Genomic DNA, 17207 nt, shown 5'->3' with positions numbered 1-17207 from the left:
ACTATAGCCGGGAAACGCGGGTTGTCAACCGCAACGAACAGGCCCATTGTTCGGGTTTCACTGATATTGCCAACGAGCCTGCCATGTCCGCTGCCTCCTTGCCGATCCTCGCCGCCCAGCCCGCCCTGCATCTGGCCGGATTGCCCCATGACGGCCCGCTGGAGGCGCTGTGCGACGAAACCTTGCCGCGCGTCACCACCTTTGCCGCCCTGCAAGGACTGTGGCGTCCGTCGCTGACCGCCAGCGACAGCGGCAAAGTGGTGGTGGTCCGTGATGAGAGCGGCGCCCTGTTCTGCGGCATTGCCGTCCGCGATGGTGTTACCGTCAATCCTCCCCTGTCGGCCCTGTCGCTGCCAGCGCAGGACGGGATCACCCAGCAGGGCAACGGCCCGTGGCAGGCGGCCAGCGCCACCCTCGCCCGTATGAGGATCGCCGCGTCGCACCCCTTGCAACCCGGCTGGCGGTGTACCTTTCACACCAATCCCCGCTCGACCCCACCGGAAGAGTGGCTGTATGAGCTGTGCATCCCGGTCGCCCTGTAATCCCCCGCTAAGGCTCCTCCCCCATGGATCTGCACTTCGGAACCCTTGGCCTGTACGTGCTGAGCGTCATCACCATGATCGCCATTCCCGGCCCGGTCGCCATCCTGACCACCGGTGCCGGGCTGGCTGGCGGTCCATGGCAGGCATTGCGAACCATTTTCGGCACCAACATCGCCTCACTGGTGCTGATTCTGGCCTCGGCACTGGTCATCAAGGGGCTTTTTGCCATCAACGAAACGGCCTTCAGCCTGCTGAAGCTGGCCGGAGCCTGCTATATCGGGATGACCGGCTGGGGTATCCTGCGCTCGGCACGGACCGAAAACGGGATGGTGTTTGCCCCGCGCGTCGGAGGCTTCACCAAGGGGTTCGTGATGGCGATTTCCAACCCCAAGGACATCATCTTTTTCGCGTCGTTCTTTCCGCAGTTTCTCGGCGTCACTCCGAATACCAACCACAGTCTGGCCATCCTGACCGGTGCATGGGTACTGCTGGATTTCGCCACCCTGATGCTGATCTATCTGGTGATCAGCAAGGCCCTCAAGCCGTCGGCCCATCAAACCATGCTGAGAATTTCCGGTATTCTGCTGCTGTTGATTGCTGCAGGCGGCATGACTTTTGCCGGTCTGGATTTGTCCCGCCTGCTGATACCATAAGCCTGCACCTGACAAAAAAGCGTCACGCACAGTATTAAGACGTGCTAATATCTTGCGCTTTTTCACCTGACAGGCAGGGACACACCGCGCATGACATCGCTGCCCATCGAGGCCGTGCAACGGCGGGTTCTGCTGTTTGCCCTGCTGTCCCTGTTGCTGACCGGTCTGCTGGTATCCGTGGCAGGGTTCTTGCCGCTGGCAAGCGCCCTGCAAGACAATGCCCGCCAGTCCCTGCACCACCTGCACACCCTGCACAGCGCCAGCATCCGCCACTATAAGGACTCGCTGCACGACCTCAGCCGTCAGGTCAGCAGCCGGTCGGCCATCCGGCAGGCCCTGCTGGACCATCAGCAAGGCCGCAGCAGCCTTGCCGAGTTGCGGGCCTTTACCACTCCGCGTCTGCAGGATGCCCTCAGTTCCAGTTCCAGCCTGCTCGCTCTGGTCCGCCTGACGGCACAAGGGGATATCGTCAGTGTTCTGGGCGATACCCCAACCATCTCCGCCGATCTGGCTCCGGCCCACATCCTGCCGATCGGGCAGGCGATGACTCAAACAACCCTGTTGATGCCATTGTACGGCAATGGACCGATGAATTTTCTGTCCATTTCCCGCATTCTGGCCCCAACCGGCGATGTCATCGGCTATGACCTGCTGGTTTTTGACAGCCGCCCGCTGGCAGCCCTGTTGCATCAGGATGATGCCAGCACACTGGGCCTGAGCATGTATCTGGCCATCCCGGCCCATGACGGCGGCCAGCGCTGGTTCCAGGTAGACCAGCACCTGTTGCAGCCGCTCGATTCCCTGCCCTTTCCCGCCCCATCCTCCAGCGTCTGGGTCGAAAGCAGCCTTGACCAGCAGACTCTGGCCAGTGGCCCGGTGGCGCCGCGTCTTGATGATCAGGGGTGGCAGATGGTGATTGCTGCCGACAATCACATTCTGTACGGCGACCTGACCCAATCCCTGACCCGGGTGGCCCTGGCGATGGTCGCCATTCTGCTGGTCGGCGGCGTGTTGCTGGTCCTTTTACTGCGCCCGCTGCACGGCCATCTGGTCATCCATACCCGTGATCTGGAAGACAAGGTCCAGTCACTGGAGGCACTGAAGCACGAGCTGGAACAGGAACGAGGTCGCCTGCACGCCTCGAATCAGGACCTCGAACAGTTTGCCTATGCCGCCTCGCACGATCTGCAACAGCCGTTGCGGATGATCGCCGGCTTTATTGACCTGCTGCGGCGGCGCTACCGCGCCCTCTTGCCAACCGACGGGCAGGAGTTCCTCGATTTTGCCGTCGATGGCGCCACCCGCATGCAGCACATGATTGCCGACCTGCTGGAATATTCCCGCGTGGGCCGACTGGAACAGGCCATGCGCCCGACAGCGTTACGCGACAGCGTGCAGGCGGCCTGCGATAACCTGTCCCTGCGCATTGCCGAAAGCCGGGCGGATATTACCGTTCAGGACCTGCCCACCGTGGTGGTTGAAAACAGCCAGATGGTACGGGTATTCCAGAACCTGATTGATAACGCCATCAAATACGGGCCGGTGGACAAGCCCGCCAAAATCACCATCAGCGGCCATCACGAACAGGATCACTGGGTGATCAGCGTCGCCGACAATGGCATCGGCATCGAACCGGCCATGCAGAAGAACGCCTTTCGCCTGTTCCAGCGCCTGCACACCAACAGCACCGCCGAAGGCACCGGGATGGGTCTGGCGATGTGCGCCAAAATCATTACCCACCACGGCGGCACGATCCGGCTGGACAGCACGCCCGACGTCGGGACGACGATTTCTTTTACCCTGCCGGACAACACCACCATGCCGCCAGAGCCAACGCCGTCCCTCAACGCCTGCAAAGGGCCTCAGTCTTCCTGAACCCGGCCATCGAGAATTTCGACGGTATAGCCGGCGGCCCGCAAGGCGGCGATCAGTTCGCGCAGGCGGCGGGCATCCATCGTTTCCACCGCGACCTCCAGACTGGTTTCCTTGGCAGGCAGGGTGCTGAACACCCGCTGGTGGGCCACATCAACAATGTTGCCGCCTGCCTTGGCAATCAGCGCCGTAATGCGCGCCAAAGCCCCCGGCTGATCGGGAATGCGGACCTGCAGGCGGGCCAGACGTCCCCCGCGCACCAGATCCCGCAGGATCACACTGGCCAGCAAGCGCTGGTCAATGTTGCCGCCCGACAGCACCAGTCCGACCGAACGACCGGCAAACCGCTGCGGATCACTCAGAACCGCCGCCAGAGCCGCCGCCCCGGCACCTTCGACCACCGTCTTTTCAATCGACAGCAGGGTGACGATCGCCCGCTCCAGATGGTCTTCGTCCACCAGCACGATGTCATCAACCCGCTGGCGGACCACCTCGCGCGTCAGCTTGCCCGCCTGCTTGACCGCGATGCCTTCGGCAATGGTCGCGCCGCCGACCATCAGCGCATCATCATCCCCACGCAGGGCGCAGGGCATCGACGGATACAGGGCCGTCTGGACTCCGATCACTTCGGTCTGCGGCGACAGGGCCTTGATGGCCGTTGCCATGCCGGAAATCAGCCCGCCACCGCCAATCGGCACCACCACCACATCCAGCGGCCACGGAGTGTCTTCCAGCATCTCCAGCGCCGCCGTCCCCTGCCCGGCGATCACCAGAGGATCGTCATAGGGATGGACAAAGGTCAGCCCCTGTTCTGCCCCCACCGCCAGCGCATGGGCAAAGGATTCCGCCAGACTGTCACCTTCCAGCAGGACGGTGGCCCCGAAATGCTCGGTGTGCTCGACCTTCACGAACGGCGTGCCGCGCGGCATCACGATGGTTGCCGGAATCCCCAGCCGCTGGGCATGATACGCCACCCCTTGCGCATGGTTCCCGGCGCTCATGGCGATCACCCCGGCCTTTTGCGCCTCGGGCGGCAGGCACAGCAGACGGTTGAGCGCCCCGCGTTCCTTGAACGAGGCGGTAAATTGCAGGTTCTCGAACTTCAGGGCGACCCGCGCACCGACCAGTTGTCCCAGCGTCACCGATTCGACCGTCGGTGAGCGGGAAATGGCCCCCTTGATCCGCTCGGCCGCAGCGGTGACGTCTTCCAGGGTCGGCAAGGGCGGGATGGTCGCAACACTCATGATTTCTTTCACCTTACGGTCATGCGGCGTCAGGACGCGGCGGCAGGCAGCGGGGACGTTGTGCAGGAGCAGACACAGCTCCTTTTGTACCATTCGACAGGCTTTATCCTCTGTGGCATTGTGGGTATTCGCGGGAGACAGTTTCCTTTGCACAATGCCCCATCACAGAGGGCAAAAGGGGACGAGCCTGCCACAGGGAGCACACCTGAACAAACGAAGATAACACCATGGGAAGCCTGGGGAGGGCAACGTCCATGTACTTCACGAGCTGGGACGCGGAACGGATCGCCGCCTGGAAATCCCGGATTGCGGGCAAGACCGCAACCAAAGAGGGATTACGCGCCGAAATCTTCCACTATTTTGCCCGCCAGGGCCACCACGACCCCGATAGGGTCTTACACTGCTGGTCCGACATCGCCACCACCCAGGATTCGCTCGGTCGCTGGATGGCGTGGCTGGAAACACCCGGAACAGCCTCCTGACCCTCCCGTTTCCGGATTCCCGCCCCCCGTCCATCCGCCGGGGGACGGGGATGCCGTATCCGGGGACAGGGAGGCCCGGATACAGCCCTACCCTCCCTCCCTGACGTGAAAAGCGTCAGCATCAGCCATCCATCATGCTGGCACGCGGTGTGGCAGGCATGAGGAGTCCTGCCGCTTTTCCCGGACTACACCCTCGACCACCTCAAGGGGAAAGGGCTCATGCGGCATGCCTCCGCAGCCTTTCCCCTCTTTTTTCCGCCAGAATCATGACAGACCGCCTCTTTCGTCCAATCGACATTGGCAGTACCATGCGGTCATGACCCAACCGACCTCGACACCCCTTGCCAATACGCCCGCTCGCCCGACCGTCCTGTGGTTGCAGGCGGGCAGTTGCGGCGGCTGTTCGATGGCCGCACTGGGGGCCGAAGACAAGGGGCTGGCGGCCATTCTCGACGATTTCGGCCTCGACCTGTTGTGGCATCCCGGCCTGTCCGAAAGCACCGGCGACACCTGCCTCGCCCTGCTCGATGCCATCCTTGCCAGACGCCAGCCGCTCGACATCCTGTGTATTGAAGGCGCCCTGATGATGGGCCACGACGGCAGCGGCGCCATCCACCGCTTTGCCGGTCTGGGCCTGCCGGTCATTGAGCTGGCGCGCCAGTTGAGCGCGGTCGCCCGCCATGTGGTCGCCATCGGCTCCTGCGCCGCCTTTGGCGGCATTCCCGCCGCCAACAGTGCCAGCACCGGGGCGACGGGCCTGCACTATCACGGCAGTCACCGGGGAGCTGGCCTGCTGCCGTCATCGTGGCATGACCCGTCCGGCCTGCCGGTGATCAATGTCGTCGGCTGCGCCCCGCATCCGGGCTGGATCAGCGAAACCCTGGCCTCGCTGGCGTTGGGTGATCTGGGTCGGCAGGATCTGGATGATTTTGGCCGCCCGCGCTTTTTTGCCGACCATCTGGCCCATCATGGCTGTGGTCGCAATGAATTCTACGAGTTCAAGGCCAGTGCGCAGGCCATCCATCAACGCGGCTGCCTGATGGAAAACCTCGGCTGCAAGGCAACGCAGGCGGTCGGGGATTGCTCCTTGCGCCAGTGGAACGGCGGCGGATCATGCACCAATGCCGGAACCCCCTGCATCGCCTGCACCATGCCCGGCTTTGAAGACCCCGTTGCCCCGTTTCAGGAAACCGCCAAAGTCGCCGGCATTCCGGTTGGCCTGCCGGTGGACATGCCCAAGGCGTGGTTTCTGGCGCTGGCGGCGCTGTCAAAGTCGGCCACCCCGGAACGGGTTCGCCAGAATGCCACCAGCCACCACATCACCATCCCTCCGGCCCGTCCCCCGGCCCGTCGGCATGAAGACTGAGGCGCAACAACCATGAGCACACGTCTGGTGATCGGCCCCTTCAACCGGGTTGAAGGGGATCTTGAGGTTCGCCTGACTCTTGACAACCAGCAGGTCAGCCGGGCCGAAGTGGTCTCCCCCCTCTATCGCGGCTTTGAACAGATCCTGCTGGGCCGGGCACCGCTCGATGCCCTGACCATTGCCCCGCGCGTCTGCGGCATCTGTTCGGTTTCACAGTCCATCGCCGCTGCCGCCGCCCTGCGACAGGCCGCCGACATTACCCCGCCTGCCAATGGCATCCACGCCCTGAACCTGTTACAGGCGGCGGAAAACCTTGCCGACCACCTGACCCACAGCTTTGTGTTTTTCCTCCCTGACTTCGCTCAGGACTTTTACCGCTCCCATCGCTGGCACGACTTTGCCGTTGCCGCCTACAAGGCCAATCAGGGGCGCCGCAGTGCCGCCATGATCCGCCTGCGCGCCCGTATTCTGCACCTGATCGGCCAACTGGCAGGCAAATGGCCGCACTCGCTGGCCATTCAGCCGGGCGGCACCACCAGCACCGCCGACACTGGCAGCAAGGTCCGCCTGCTGTCGATCCTCAGCGATGTTCGGCGCGGGCTGGAAGAGCAGGTCTTTTCTGCCCCGCTGGAACAGATTCAGGCCCTGTCCACCCCGGATGCCCTGGCGGCCTATCAAGCCGCCGATGCCCCCGAAAGCTGCGACTTCCGCTTTTTCCTGCACCTCTGCACCGCGCTGAACCTGTCAGGGTTGGGGGCCTGCACCGCTCCGCCCTTATCCTTCGGGGCCTACGCCGACCCGGATGGAACCCGCCTGTTTCCCGCCGGGCAAGGCTTTCCGCCGACCTCGATCGCCCTGTTCTCGCTGACCGAAGATCTGGGGTCGAGCTGGATGGATGGCCCCCCGCAGCCGCCATGGGAAAGCCACAACCGCCCCAATCCACACAAGGACAACGCCTATAGCTGGAGCAAAGCTCCCCGGCTGGCAGGCAAGCCCCATCAGACTGGCGCGTGGGCACGGCAGGTCATCGCCGGGCATCCGTTGCTGCGGGCGCAAGGATGGAGCCAAGGGTCCAGCGTCGCCAGCCGGGTGATGGCCCGCTTTCTGGAAATGGCCGCACTGATTCCGGCCATGGAACAATGGGCGCGTGCCATCCGCCCGCATCAGGCCTTTTACACCGATGCTCCCCTCCCCTCTGATGCGGTTGGCATCGGCCTGACCGAAGCCGCCCGTGGTGCCCTCGGGCACTGGCTGGCCATCCGGCAAAACCGCCTGACCCAATACCAGATCATCGCCCCCACCACCTGGAACTTTTCCCCCCGCGATCAGGCGGGCGTCCCCGGTCCGCTGGAACAGGCCCTGCACGGGCTGGCGCTGCCCGCAGACGTCACCCCCTCCCGCGCGCTGGCGGTCCAGCACATCGTGCGCAGCTTTGATCCCTGCATGGCTTGCACGGTCCATTAGAGCATCCTAAAGTTGACCGTCTACGGTCAATCACTCGGAAAATGCGGCACGAGCAGGGTGCGTTAAATCGGACGTCACAGGACATGACGATTCTGGCTGAAAGATGGGCTACCGCCCATACCCGTTTGGGTGCGATGCCCCCAAACCCCCATTTTTTTCTTTCAATATCAAATCAATGGGGTCCGGGGCCTCAAGGCCCCGGCGAGGTGTGGAGCAGCGCTCCATGACCTTGCTTTTTAGTTTGCCGCATTGTTTTTGCGAAAACCGGTTCCCACTTTTCGCACAATGCTCTAGAGTGCCCGTCCGCCAGATGGCCGGATGGTCGCTTTGCCCCGTACGGGGTCGAGAGGAAAGTCCGGGCTCCACGGAAACACGGTGCCGGATAACGTCCGGCGGGGGCGACCCTAGGGAAAGTGCCACAGAAAGCAAACCGCCAGGCCTGCGGGACTGGTAAGGGTGAAAGGGTGCGGTAAGAGCGCACCGCGACCTTGGCAACAAGGGCGGCACGGTAAACCCCACCGGGAGCAAAACCAAATAGGGACGGCACGCTTTCGCAAGAAAGCAGGCAGGTTTTCGGGCTGCCGTCCGGGTCGGTTGCTAGAGGCGTTCGGTAACGGGCGTCCCAGATGAATGACCATCCAGCGTCCATTTACGGATGGATGCGGACAGAACCCGGCTTACAGGCCATCTGGCGGCTTGTTCCTCCCAACCATTCGTTAGCATATGCACCCTTGCGGCTGTTACGCCACACGACATAGGCCATTTGGCCTATTTTTTATGTGTAAGAGCAGAGACAACAGCCCTTTTCATTAAATGACCAAGCTCAGAAACCACTTTAACTCACAAGATATCAAAAGAAAATAATGCACGTTTTATTCAAAAAACACCCATTAATTCTAAATTATACACACAATATATTATATATTTCCTAAAATAATCATAGAATATATATTATTCCGCAGTATAAAATGAAATATAGACAGAAAAAACAAATACCAATAAAAAACTTATTACTTTTTAAGCGTCCCCACCCCTCAGAACACTACCCACGCGATACTTTCCCCGAAAAAACACACCCACAGAAATCCATCTCCCCAGCACCGATCCCCCCACACCCCATAGAGCGCAGCTTGACATTTCCGGCATTCCCAAAGGGATATTCGCCATCACACAAGCAATTTCCCCCCTGACTATGACAGCCATCACATGCCGAGATAATTACCATAAATCAAAGGCTTATAATGTGCCCCTTTTTCATATACCCCCTGTTTCATCAACATATCCATCGCGCGATTCCCCTCTGCTTTTCCAAATGCGCAACACAGGAATCGCTCACCATTTCCCGATAGAATCGGCCCCGCCCCTCTGGGGGTTAGCACACGAAAAGAGACGAAAAAAGACAATCACTCTCTTGCCAGAAAAATGAACAAAAGAAGAACAAACTTAAGGTAAAATCTTGCGTCTTACCGTAAAATTCATCAAAATCAATTCAGTAATATCAAAAACCTCATCTATTGCAAAAACAGGAGCATTTTCTTGTCAATGCGGGACTTTCCCAAGTAATTCCGCAGAGGTGTCATTGACACCCATCTGTTCCCATGCGATACCATGTTTTCCCATCAAGGACCGTTGCGCGCGCCCGAAAGGCACTAGGGCGCGCAGAGACCAGACCAGGAGAAAAATCACCGGTTGGTTGCACCACGGGACAAGACGGGACCCCATCCGGGGACAGGTGCAGCGCGGCACCCTGCCATCAGGGTGCCAACGGAACGGAAGGCCGGAAAGCGATGCCGCTTTTCCTAGGCAACCATAACAACAAGGTCGACCGGAAAGGGCGCGTGTCCGTTCCGGCGTCGTTCCGCAAGCATCTGTCCTCCGATGATGGCTGTGGCTTTGTCGCGATCCCGTCGTTTCCCGACCCGGATCAACCCGACGATCCTCCCTATCTGGAAGGAATGGGCTATGGCCAGCTCCACGCCATGCAGGAGGCCGTCGCCGCCAGCTATGGCATCTATAGTGAAGAGTACCAGTCGTTTACCGAGCTGACGTTCGGCATGGCCAACGAACTCGCCTGTGATGCTGACGGGCGCGTCGTTCTCCCCCAGGCCCTGCTGGACCACGCTGACATCAGCGATAGCGCCGTGTTCTGGGGGCTGGGGAGCAAATTCCTGATCCTGTCCCCCCGGAATCACCAGAAAAAGCTTGCTGCTACCTTGCGCCGCACCGGCGGTCGCAAACCGAATGTGCTGGTCCGCCCCACCCTGTCCAAAACCGGAGACCAGCCATGACCCACCAGCCCTCCTACAGTCATATCCCGGTGATGCTGACGGAATCCGTCGCCGCCCTGATTCCGCCGTCAGCCCCCGATGGCGACGGGCTGGTGATCGTCGATGGTACCTTTGGTGGCGGCGGCTATACCCGCGCCCTGTTGCAGGCCATGCCGAAAGTGCAAATCATCGGCATTGACCGCGACCCGCAGGCCATTCCCCGCGCCGAAGCCGTGAAGGCCGACTTCCCCGACCGCTTCCGCTTTATTGCCGGACGCTTTGGCGACCTCGACCGTCTGCTGGCCGAACATGATGTCCCGTTCGTTGACGGCGTGGTGCTGGATGTCGGCGTTTCGTCGTTCCAGATCGATCAGGCCGACCGCGGGTTTTCGTTCATGCGCCAGGGGCCGCTGGACATGCGGATGGAACTGGCTGGACGCAGCGCCGCCGACGTGGTCAACGAAACCGAAGAAACCGAGCTGGCCAACATCATCTATCAGTATGGCGATGAACGGCAGTCACGGCGCATTGCCCGCGCCATCTGTGCCGACCGCCAGAGCGTTGGCCCCTTTACCACCACCGCTGATCTGGCCAACCTGATCCGCCGGGTGGTGCGCAAAAGCCCCAAAGACCTGATTGATCCGGCCACCCGCACCTTTCAGGCCCTGCGCATTTACGTCAACGACGAAATCGGTGAACTGCAACGCTGTCTCGAGGCGGCGGAACGGGTTCTGCGCCCGGGTGGCCGTCTGGTCGTTGTCAGCTTCCATTCCCTCGAAGACCGGGAAGTGAAGGCCTTCCTCAAGGATCGCGCCGACGACCGCAGCGGCGGTTCGCGCCTGCTGCCCGGAGAAGTGGCCGGTCCGGCCCCCACCTTTGCCCTGCTGACCCGCAAGGCCGTTGCCGCCAGCACCGACGAGGCCCGCCACAACCCGCGCGCCCGCTCGGCGAAACTGCGGGCTGCCGAGCGGCTTGAGACGCCTCCGCGTGATGGCAAGGAGGCATAATGGTTCGAGGCATGACCATTCTGTGGGCCGTTCTGGCCCTGCTCGCCGGAATCAGTCTGTTCCTGCTGAAGCATGACGTGCAGACCAAGGAAGACCAGCTGGCGCGCCTCAATCGCAAGATCAAGGCCGACCAGACGGCGATCCACGTCCTGCAGGCAGAATGGACGTTCCTCAACAATCCCGACCGCCTGCGCGATCTGGCCGCCCGTCATTTGCCTGACCTGCGCCCGATGACCTCTGATCAGGTGCTGCCGATGGATGCCATCCCGATGCGCGGCAGCGCGTCACCGGGCCGCACGGTGCTCAGTCAGAGCAGCCGGGCACCGGCGTCCTTGCCCGCCCCGGAATACGTCAGCGCAAGGCCGCAACGATGATTGGTTTCCGCTTTTCCAAGAAAGAGCGGTTCCTTTATCCCGGTCAGGAACTCCGCCCGCACACCCGCGGTCGCCGCAAGGCCCCCGATGTGATGGTCGACGAGCCGACCCGCCTCGCGCTGGAGGTCGGCCGTACCCGCATGATGGTCGCCGCCAGCCTGTTTGCCATGGTTTATCTGGCCATCGGCATTCGCCTGTTTGACCTGATGGTGCTGAAAAGCACCGACCGTCGCCCCCCGGTCAGCCAGTCGGCAACGGTGCCGCTGGATACCAAGCGGGCCGAGATCGTTGACCGTAACGGGCTGGTGCTGGCCACCAACCTGCCGACAGTCAACCTGTACGCTGATTCCACCAAAATCCTGAACGCCGAAGAGGCAACAACCAAGCTGTTGGCCCTGATGCCCGACCTGAACCGGGAAGAGGTGCTGAGCAAGCTGATGTCAGGACGGCGGTTCATTTACCTTGAACGCAATCTCAGTCCCCGCTTGCAGGCGGCGATCAATGCGCAGGGTATCCCCGGCATCTATTTCGAGGACAGCGAACGGCGGATCTATCCGCACGGCCACATGGTATCGCATGTGCTGGGGGCAACCGACCCGGACAACGGCGGCATCGCCGGGATTGAACGATCGTTTGATCAACGGCTGAAGGATGACCAGCAACCGTTGCGCCTGTCCCTTGACCTGCGGGTGCAGGCGGTGGTGCGCGATACCCTGCTGGCCGCCATCACCGACTTTCAGGCGGTCGGCGGCGTTGGTCTGGTGATGGATGCCAACAATGGCCAGGTGATAGCGCTGGTGTCGCTACCCGACTATGATCCGGCTGAATTCGGCAATTCCCCGGCGGACTCCCAGTTCAACCGCGCCACACTGGGCGTTTACGAAATGGGCTCGAGCTTCAAGCTGCTGAACACCGCCATGGCGCTGGATTCCGGCCAGATCCGGGTGGCCGACATGTTCGACACCTCGCGCCCGCTGAAGATTTCGCGCTTTACCATCAGCGATGACCACCCGATCCCCCGCCCGCAAAACGTGGCTGAAATTCTGGTGCATTCGTCGAACATTGGTTCGGCCCGCATGGCGATGGCGCTGGGCAGCGAACACCAGCGCGAGTTTCTCGGCCGGATGGGCATGCTGAGTCCCCCGCCGATCGAGTTGCCGGAAATCAGTCCGCCGCTGATCCCGGCGCAATGGCGTGAAATCGCCATGATGACCATTTCGTACGGCCACGGCATTGCTGTCACCTCGGTCAATCTGGCAACGGCGGTGTCGGCGCTGGTCAATGGCGGCAGGCTGTACAAACCGACCCTGCTGCTCGATACCCCGCAGGACCCCAAACAGGTGATCACCCCGCAAACCTCGATGCTGATGCGCTATCTGATGCGGCTGGTGGTCAGCGAAGGCACCGGGAAAAAGGCCGATGTCCCCGGCTATCTGATCGGTGGCAAGACCGGTTCGGCGGAAAAAGTGTCGCAGCATGGCGGCTATGACACCCATAACCTGCGCACCACCTTTGCCGCCGCCTTTCCGCTGGATGACCCGCGCTATGTGGTGCTGACCGTGCTCGACGAGCCCAAGGGCCTGAAGAGCACCTATGGCTTTGCCACCGCAGGCTGGAACGCCGCCCCGACCACCGGCAAGATCATCTCGCAGATCGCTCCGTTGCTGGGGGTGTTCCCCCGTCTGGATGCGATGCAGCCCTATGCCCCCTTGAATAATGTCGATCTGAAGAATATCACCCAATCCATTGCCTTTATCACTGGGGGAGCCCGTGCGCCTGCTCGCTGACCTGATTGCCCCGTTCGTCGCCTCCGGCGAGCTTCGTGTGCTGCACGGCTCGCCCGAGGCCACGACCATCACCGGGATGACCGCCGACAGCCGCGCCGTTCAGCGCGGCTTTCTGTTCATCGCCATCCCCGGCACCAAAAGCGATGGCCGCAGCTTTGTTCCTGCCGCCCTGAGCGCCGGAGCAACCGCCCTGCTGGTGCCCGACGATGATCAGCCGCTGGACTGCGCCTGCCCCGAAGACGTGGTTGTCCTTGCCACTCCGTCGGTCCGGCTGGCCCTGTCGCGGCTGGCGGCGGCTTTTTTCCCCGCCCAGCCTGCGACCATCACCGCCGTCACCGGCACCAATGGCAAGACCTCGACCGCCTGCTTTACCCGCGCCCTGTGGGAGCATCTGGGACACAGCGCGGGCAGCCTTGGCACGCTGGGGCTGGCCTCGCGCGCGCTCAGCATCGGCGGCAGCCACACCACGCCGGACCCGGTGCACCTGCACGGCATCCTCAGCGACGTTGCCGCGGCCGGTGTGACGCATCTGTGCATGGAAGCCTCCAGCCACGGTCTGGACCAGTTCCGACTGGATGGCGTGCGGCTGACCGCTGCCGCCTTTACCAACCTGACCCGCGACCATCTGGATTACCACCTGACACTGGACGCCTATCTGGCCGCCAAGACCCGCCTGTTTACCGAAGTCCTGCCAGTCGGCGGCAGCGCTGTCCTCAACGCCGACATCCCCGAGTTCGCCGCCCTGAAGGCCGCCACCGAAGCCGCCGGGCGGCGGGTGATCGGCTATGGCACGCAGGCAGAGGAAATCCGCCTGCTGGAGCGCACCCCGACCCCGCACGGGCAGCAGTTGCACCTGCGGGTGTTCGGCAGCGATTACCGCCTGACCCTGCCGCTGGCCGGAGCCTTTCAGGCTGCCAACGCGCTGGCCGCTCTGGGGCTGGTGATTGCCAGCGGCGCGCCGGTGGCCGCTGCGGTGGCGGCGCTGGAGCATCTGCCCGGCGTCCCCGGTCGGCTGGAACAGGTGGGCAGCCACAACGGCGCCAGCGTGTTTGTTGACTACGCCCACACCCCCGACGCGCTGGAGGTGGTGCTGACCGCCCTGCGCCCCCACGCCCGCAACCGGCTGGTGGTGGTGTTCGGCTGCGGCGGTGACCGCGACCGTGGCAAACGGCCGGTGATGGGAGAGATTGCCGCCCGTTTGGCAGACGAGGTGATCGTCACCGATGACAATCCGCGCAGTGAAGTCCCCTCGGCCATCCGCGCCGAGGTGATGGCCGGATGCCCCTTTGCCCGCGAAATCGGCGACCGCCATCAGGCGATTGCCACCGCCGTTGCCGATCTGCAGCCCGGCGACGTGCTGCTGATCGCCGGTAAGGGCCATGAAAGCGGCCAGACCGTCGCCGGAGTGGTGACGCCGTTCGATGACCGCATCGAAGCCCGCAAGGCGATCATCGCCCTGTCACCGCTATGGACGGCCAGCGAGATTGCCGCCGCTACCAACGGCCAGTGTGCGGGCGAGTTCGTCTGCCATGGCGTGTCGATTGACAGCCGGACGGTGGCCGCTGGCGACCTGTTCATTGCCATTGCCGGTCCAAGCCACGACGGCCATGACTGGGTGGCCGCTGCGCTGGCCGCCGGAGCCGCCGGGGCGGTGGTTCACCGTCCGATTGACGGGGTGGACCCGGCCCGGCTGGTGCTGGTGACCGACACTTTTACCGCCTTGCAGGACCTAGGCCGTGCTGGCCGCGACCGCTTTGGCGGGCGGGTGGTCGGGGTGACCGGCAGCGTCGGCAAGACCTCGACCAAGGAAATGCTGGCCCGCGTGCTGTCGGCCATCGCCCCCACCCATGCGGCGGTCGGCAGTTTCAACAATCACTGGGGCGTTCCGTTGACCCTCGCCCGCCTGCCGCGCCAGATGGCCTATGCGGTGATCGAGATGGGGATGAACCACCCCGACGAAATCCGCCCGCTGACCACCATCGCCCGCCCGCATGTGGCGGTGATCACCACCATTGCCTCGGCCCACATCGAGCATCTCGGCTCGCTGGAGGCCATCGCCGAGGCCAAGGCCGAGATTTTCGACGGGGTCTGCCAGCCCGGCGGGGTGGTGGTTCTGCCCACCGATGCCCCCTGTGCCGACCGGCTGGTCGAGCGTGCCGGTCAGCATCAATTGATCATCCGTCGCTTTGGCTGTGCGGACAATGCCGATATCCGCCTTGGCGATGCCACAATTTGTCATGACCATACCGCCGTTTTGGCCTTGATTGACGGTCGTGAGGTGCATTATTCCATTGGCGCAGCCGGGCGCCACTGGGCGATGAACAGTCTGGCGGTGCTGGCTGCCGTTCAGGCCGTGTGCGCCCCGGCGCTCTCTTTTTCGGACATTTTCCCCACCGTGGCCCAATCCCTTGCCGGGATGCAGCCGCCGAAAGGCCGTGGGCAACGCCATACCGTCCCGCTGGCGGCAGGCGGCGCTCCGCTGGTGGTGATCGACGAAGCCTATAACGCCAACCCGGACTCACTGGCCGCCGCGCTGGCCGCCTTGGGGGCCTCGGGGGGGGCATCGGGGGGGACCTCGCAAGGGACGACACAGGGACGGCGGATTGTGGTGGTCGGCGACATGCTGGAACTGGGCCCCGCTGGCCCGGCCCTGCATGCCGGGATGGCGCCCGCCGTTCTGGCCGCCGGGGCCGATCTGGTGTTTACCGCCGGGCCACTGTCTGAACAATTGTTCAACGCAGTGCCCGCCGCCGTACGCGGGCAGCATGCCGCCACCAGTGCCGATCTGGCACCGCTGGTGGCCGCCGCCGTCCGGCCCGGCGATGTGGTGATGGTCAAGGGCTCGGCTGGCAGCCGGATGGGGCTGGTGGTCGCCGCCCTGCTGGCTTTGGCAGCATAAGGCAGGCGTCATGCCTGTTCCGGTCCGGCGGTCCCCGTACCGCAGGGCCACCCGTTTCAACGCAGACAGCCGCCGTCAGGTCAACGGCGGCTAACAGGGATTTCCGGTTCGATGCTTTATTACCTGTCACAACTCTCCGGCGACGTCAGTGTGCTGAACGTGTTCCGCTATCTGACCTTTCGCAGTGGCGGGGCCGCTCTGACGGCGTTGCTGGTGGCGTTCATCTTTGGGCCGGGGATCATCCGCTGGCTGAAGAAAAAACAGCGTGAAGGCCAGCCGATCCGCGAAGATGGTCCGGAATCCCATCTGCTGACCAAAAAAGGCACCCCCACCATGGGCGGGATGATGATCCTGCTGGCAATCGGGACTGCCACCTTGCTGTGGGCCGACCTCGACAACCCCTACGTCTGGGCGGTGCTGCTGGTCACGCTGGGCTATGGCGGGCTGGGGATGATCGACGATCTGAAAAAGGTCACCAAGCGCAACACCAAGGGCGTTTCCGGCAAGGCCAAGCTGCTGGTGCAGTTCGGTATCGCCGGGCTGGCTACCTACTGGATCGTCATTGCCACCGACCCGTCGATTGACACCGGCCTGACCGTGCCGTTTTTCAAGAACATCATGTGGAACCTCGGCTGGTTCTACATCCCGTTCGGCGCGGTGGTGATGGTGGGGGCGTCGAACGCCGTCAACCTGACCGATGGCCTTGACGGGCTGGCCACCGTGCCGGTGATGATCGCCGCCGCCGTCTATGGCCTGATCTCCTATCTGGTCGGCAACGCCGTCTATTCCAGCTATCTGGGCATTCACTATGTGCCGGGCAGCGGCGAACTGTCGATCCTGTGCGCCGCCATCATCGGGGCCGGGCTTGGCTTCCTGTGGTTCAATGCTCCGCCGGCGATGGTGTTCATGGGTGATACCGGCTCGCTGGCGCTGGGCGGTGCCCTGGGGGCCATTTCGGTGATCACCAAGCATGAAATCGTGCTGGTGATCGTCGGCGGCCTGTTCGTGCTGGAAACCCTGTCGGTGATCATTCAGGTCACCAGCTTCAAGCTGACCGGCAAACGGGTGTTCCGCATGGCACCGATCCACCATCACTTCGAGAAAAAAGGCTGGCATGAGAGTACAGTGGTGATCCGGTTCTGGATCATTGCCACCATTCTGGCCATCATTGGCCTGTCAACGCTGAAACTTCGCTAGCGTCCGCCTGCGGCACCCCCGCAGACAGACGCCATACCTTTTGTTTTTGTTTG

At 62.7% G+C, this 17207-nt stretch carries 13 protein-coding genes and 1 other RNA gene; 13 read left to right on the top strand and 1 reads right to left on the bottom strand.

Annotated elements, in window-relative coordinates:
- Window positions 1-83 precede the first annotated feature (83 nt).
- The 3 genes from BW995_RS10210 (at window position 84) to BW995_RS10200 (ending at window position 3070) form a co-directional block, all read left to right on the top strand.
- A complete protein-coding gene (locus BW995_RS10210; protein WP_076400187.1) occupies window positions 84-542 on the top strand; it encodes a hypothetical protein in 459 nt (152 codons plus the stop codon).
- A gap of 23 nt (window positions 543-565) precedes the next feature.
- Window positions 566-1195, top strand: a complete 630-nt coding sequence (locus BW995_RS10205; RefSeq protein ID WP_084194740.1) for a LysE family translocator — start codon at window positions 566-568, stop codon at window positions 1193-1195.
- A gap of 90 nt (window positions 1196-1285) precedes the next feature.
- Window positions 1286-3070 (top strand): sensor histidine kinase, encoded by a 1785-nt coding sequence (locus tag BW995_RS10200; RefSeq protein ID WP_076400185.1) that lies wholly within the window; start codon window positions 1286-1288, stop codon window positions 3068-3070.
- Here BW995_RS10200 and BW995_RS10195 read toward each other — a convergent pair.
- A complete protein-coding gene (locus BW995_RS10195; protein ID WP_076400452.1) occupies window positions 3058-4311 on the bottom strand; it encodes a threonine ammonia-lyase in 1254 nt (417 codons plus the stop codon). The genes BW995_RS10200 and BW995_RS10195 overlap by 13 nt on opposite strands.
- 254 nt (window positions 4312-4565) lie before the next feature.
- Here BW995_RS10195 and BW995_RS10190 point away from each other — a divergent pair, with 254 nt between their 5' ends.
- From BW995_RS10190 to mraY, 10 genes are all read left to right on the top strand, one after another.
- Window positions 4566-4793 carry a hypothetical protein gene (locus tag BW995_RS10190; protein WP_139332851.1) on the top strand — a complete coding sequence of 76 codons (228 nt, stop codon included), beginning with the start codon at window positions 4566-4568 and terminating at the stop codon, window positions 4791-4793.
- A gap of 316 nt (window positions 4794-5109) precedes the next feature.
- The gene (locus BW995_RS10185; RefSeq protein WP_076400181.1) at window positions 5110-6159 is read left to right on the top strand and encodes an NADH-quinone oxidoreductase subunit B family protein; all 1050 of its coding nucleotides are present in this window, start codon (window positions 5110-5112) and stop codon (window positions 6157-6159) included.
- Window positions 6160-6171: 12 nt separating this feature from the next.
- The gene (locus tag BW995_RS10180) at window positions 6172-7623 is read left to right on the top strand and encodes a nickel-dependent hydrogenase large subunit (protein ID WP_076400179.1); all 1452 of its coding nucleotides are present in this window, start codon (window positions 6172-6174) and stop codon (window positions 7621-7623) included.
- A gap of 306 nt (window positions 7624-7929) precedes the next feature.
- An RNA gene (rnpB, locus tag BW995_RS10175) (RNase P RNA component class A) lies at window positions 7930-8319 on the top strand.
- A 1091-nt stretch (window positions 8320-9410) separates the two neighbouring features.
- A complete protein-coding gene (locus tag BW995_RS10170; RefSeq protein ID WP_076400177.1) occupies window positions 9411-9911 on the top strand; it encodes a division/cell wall cluster transcriptional repressor MraZ in 501 nt (166 codons plus the stop codon).
- Entirely contained in the window at window positions 9908-10897 is a 990-nt protein-coding gene (gene rsmH, locus BW995_RS10165; RefSeq protein WP_076400176.1) for a 16S rRNA (cytosine(1402)-N(4))-methyltransferase RsmH, read from the top strand. The genes BW995_RS10170 and rsmH overlap by 4 nt, the downstream gene beginning before the upstream one ends.
- Window positions 10897-11271 carry a cell division protein FtsL gene (ftsL, locus tag BW995_RS10160; protein WP_076400175.1) on the top strand — a complete coding sequence of 125 codons (375 nt, stop codon included), beginning with the start codon at window positions 10897-10899 and terminating at the stop codon, window positions 11269-11271. The genes rsmH and ftsL overlap by 1 nt, the downstream gene beginning before the upstream one ends.
- Window positions 11268-13058 carry a peptidoglycan D,D-transpeptidase FtsI family protein gene (locus BW995_RS10155; protein ID WP_076400173.1) on the top strand — a complete coding sequence of 597 codons (1791 nt, stop codon included), beginning with the start codon at window positions 11268-11270 and terminating at the stop codon, window positions 13056-13058. The genes ftsL and BW995_RS10155 overlap by 4 nt, the downstream gene beginning before the upstream one ends.
- Complete coding sequence (locus BW995_RS21285) at window positions 13042-15957, top strand: UDP-N-acetylmuramoyl-L-alanyl-D-glutamate--2,6-diaminopimelate ligase (protein WP_084194738.1); 2916 nt, start codon at window positions 13042-13044, stop codon at window positions 15955-15957. Before BW995_RS10155 ends, BW995_RS21285 begins: the two co-directional genes overlap by 17 nt.
- 111 nt (window positions 15958-16068) lie before the next feature.
- Window positions 16069-17154 (top strand): phospho-N-acetylmuramoyl-pentapeptide-transferase, encoded by a 1086-nt coding sequence (gene mraY / locus BW995_RS10145; RefSeq protein ID WP_076400171.1) that lies wholly within the window; start codon window positions 16069-16071, stop codon window positions 17152-17154.
- The last annotated feature ends 53 nt before the right edge of the window (window positions 17155-17207 follow it).

This window comes from Insolitispirillum peregrinum, from assembly GCF_900156605.1.
Lineage (GTDB): Bacteria > Pseudomonadota > Alphaproteobacteria > Rhodospirillales > Rhodospirillaceae > Insolitispirillum > Insolitispirillum peregrinum.
Note: the sequence above shows the minus strand (reverse complement) of the source record. Positions and strands in the feature narration are given on the sequence as shown.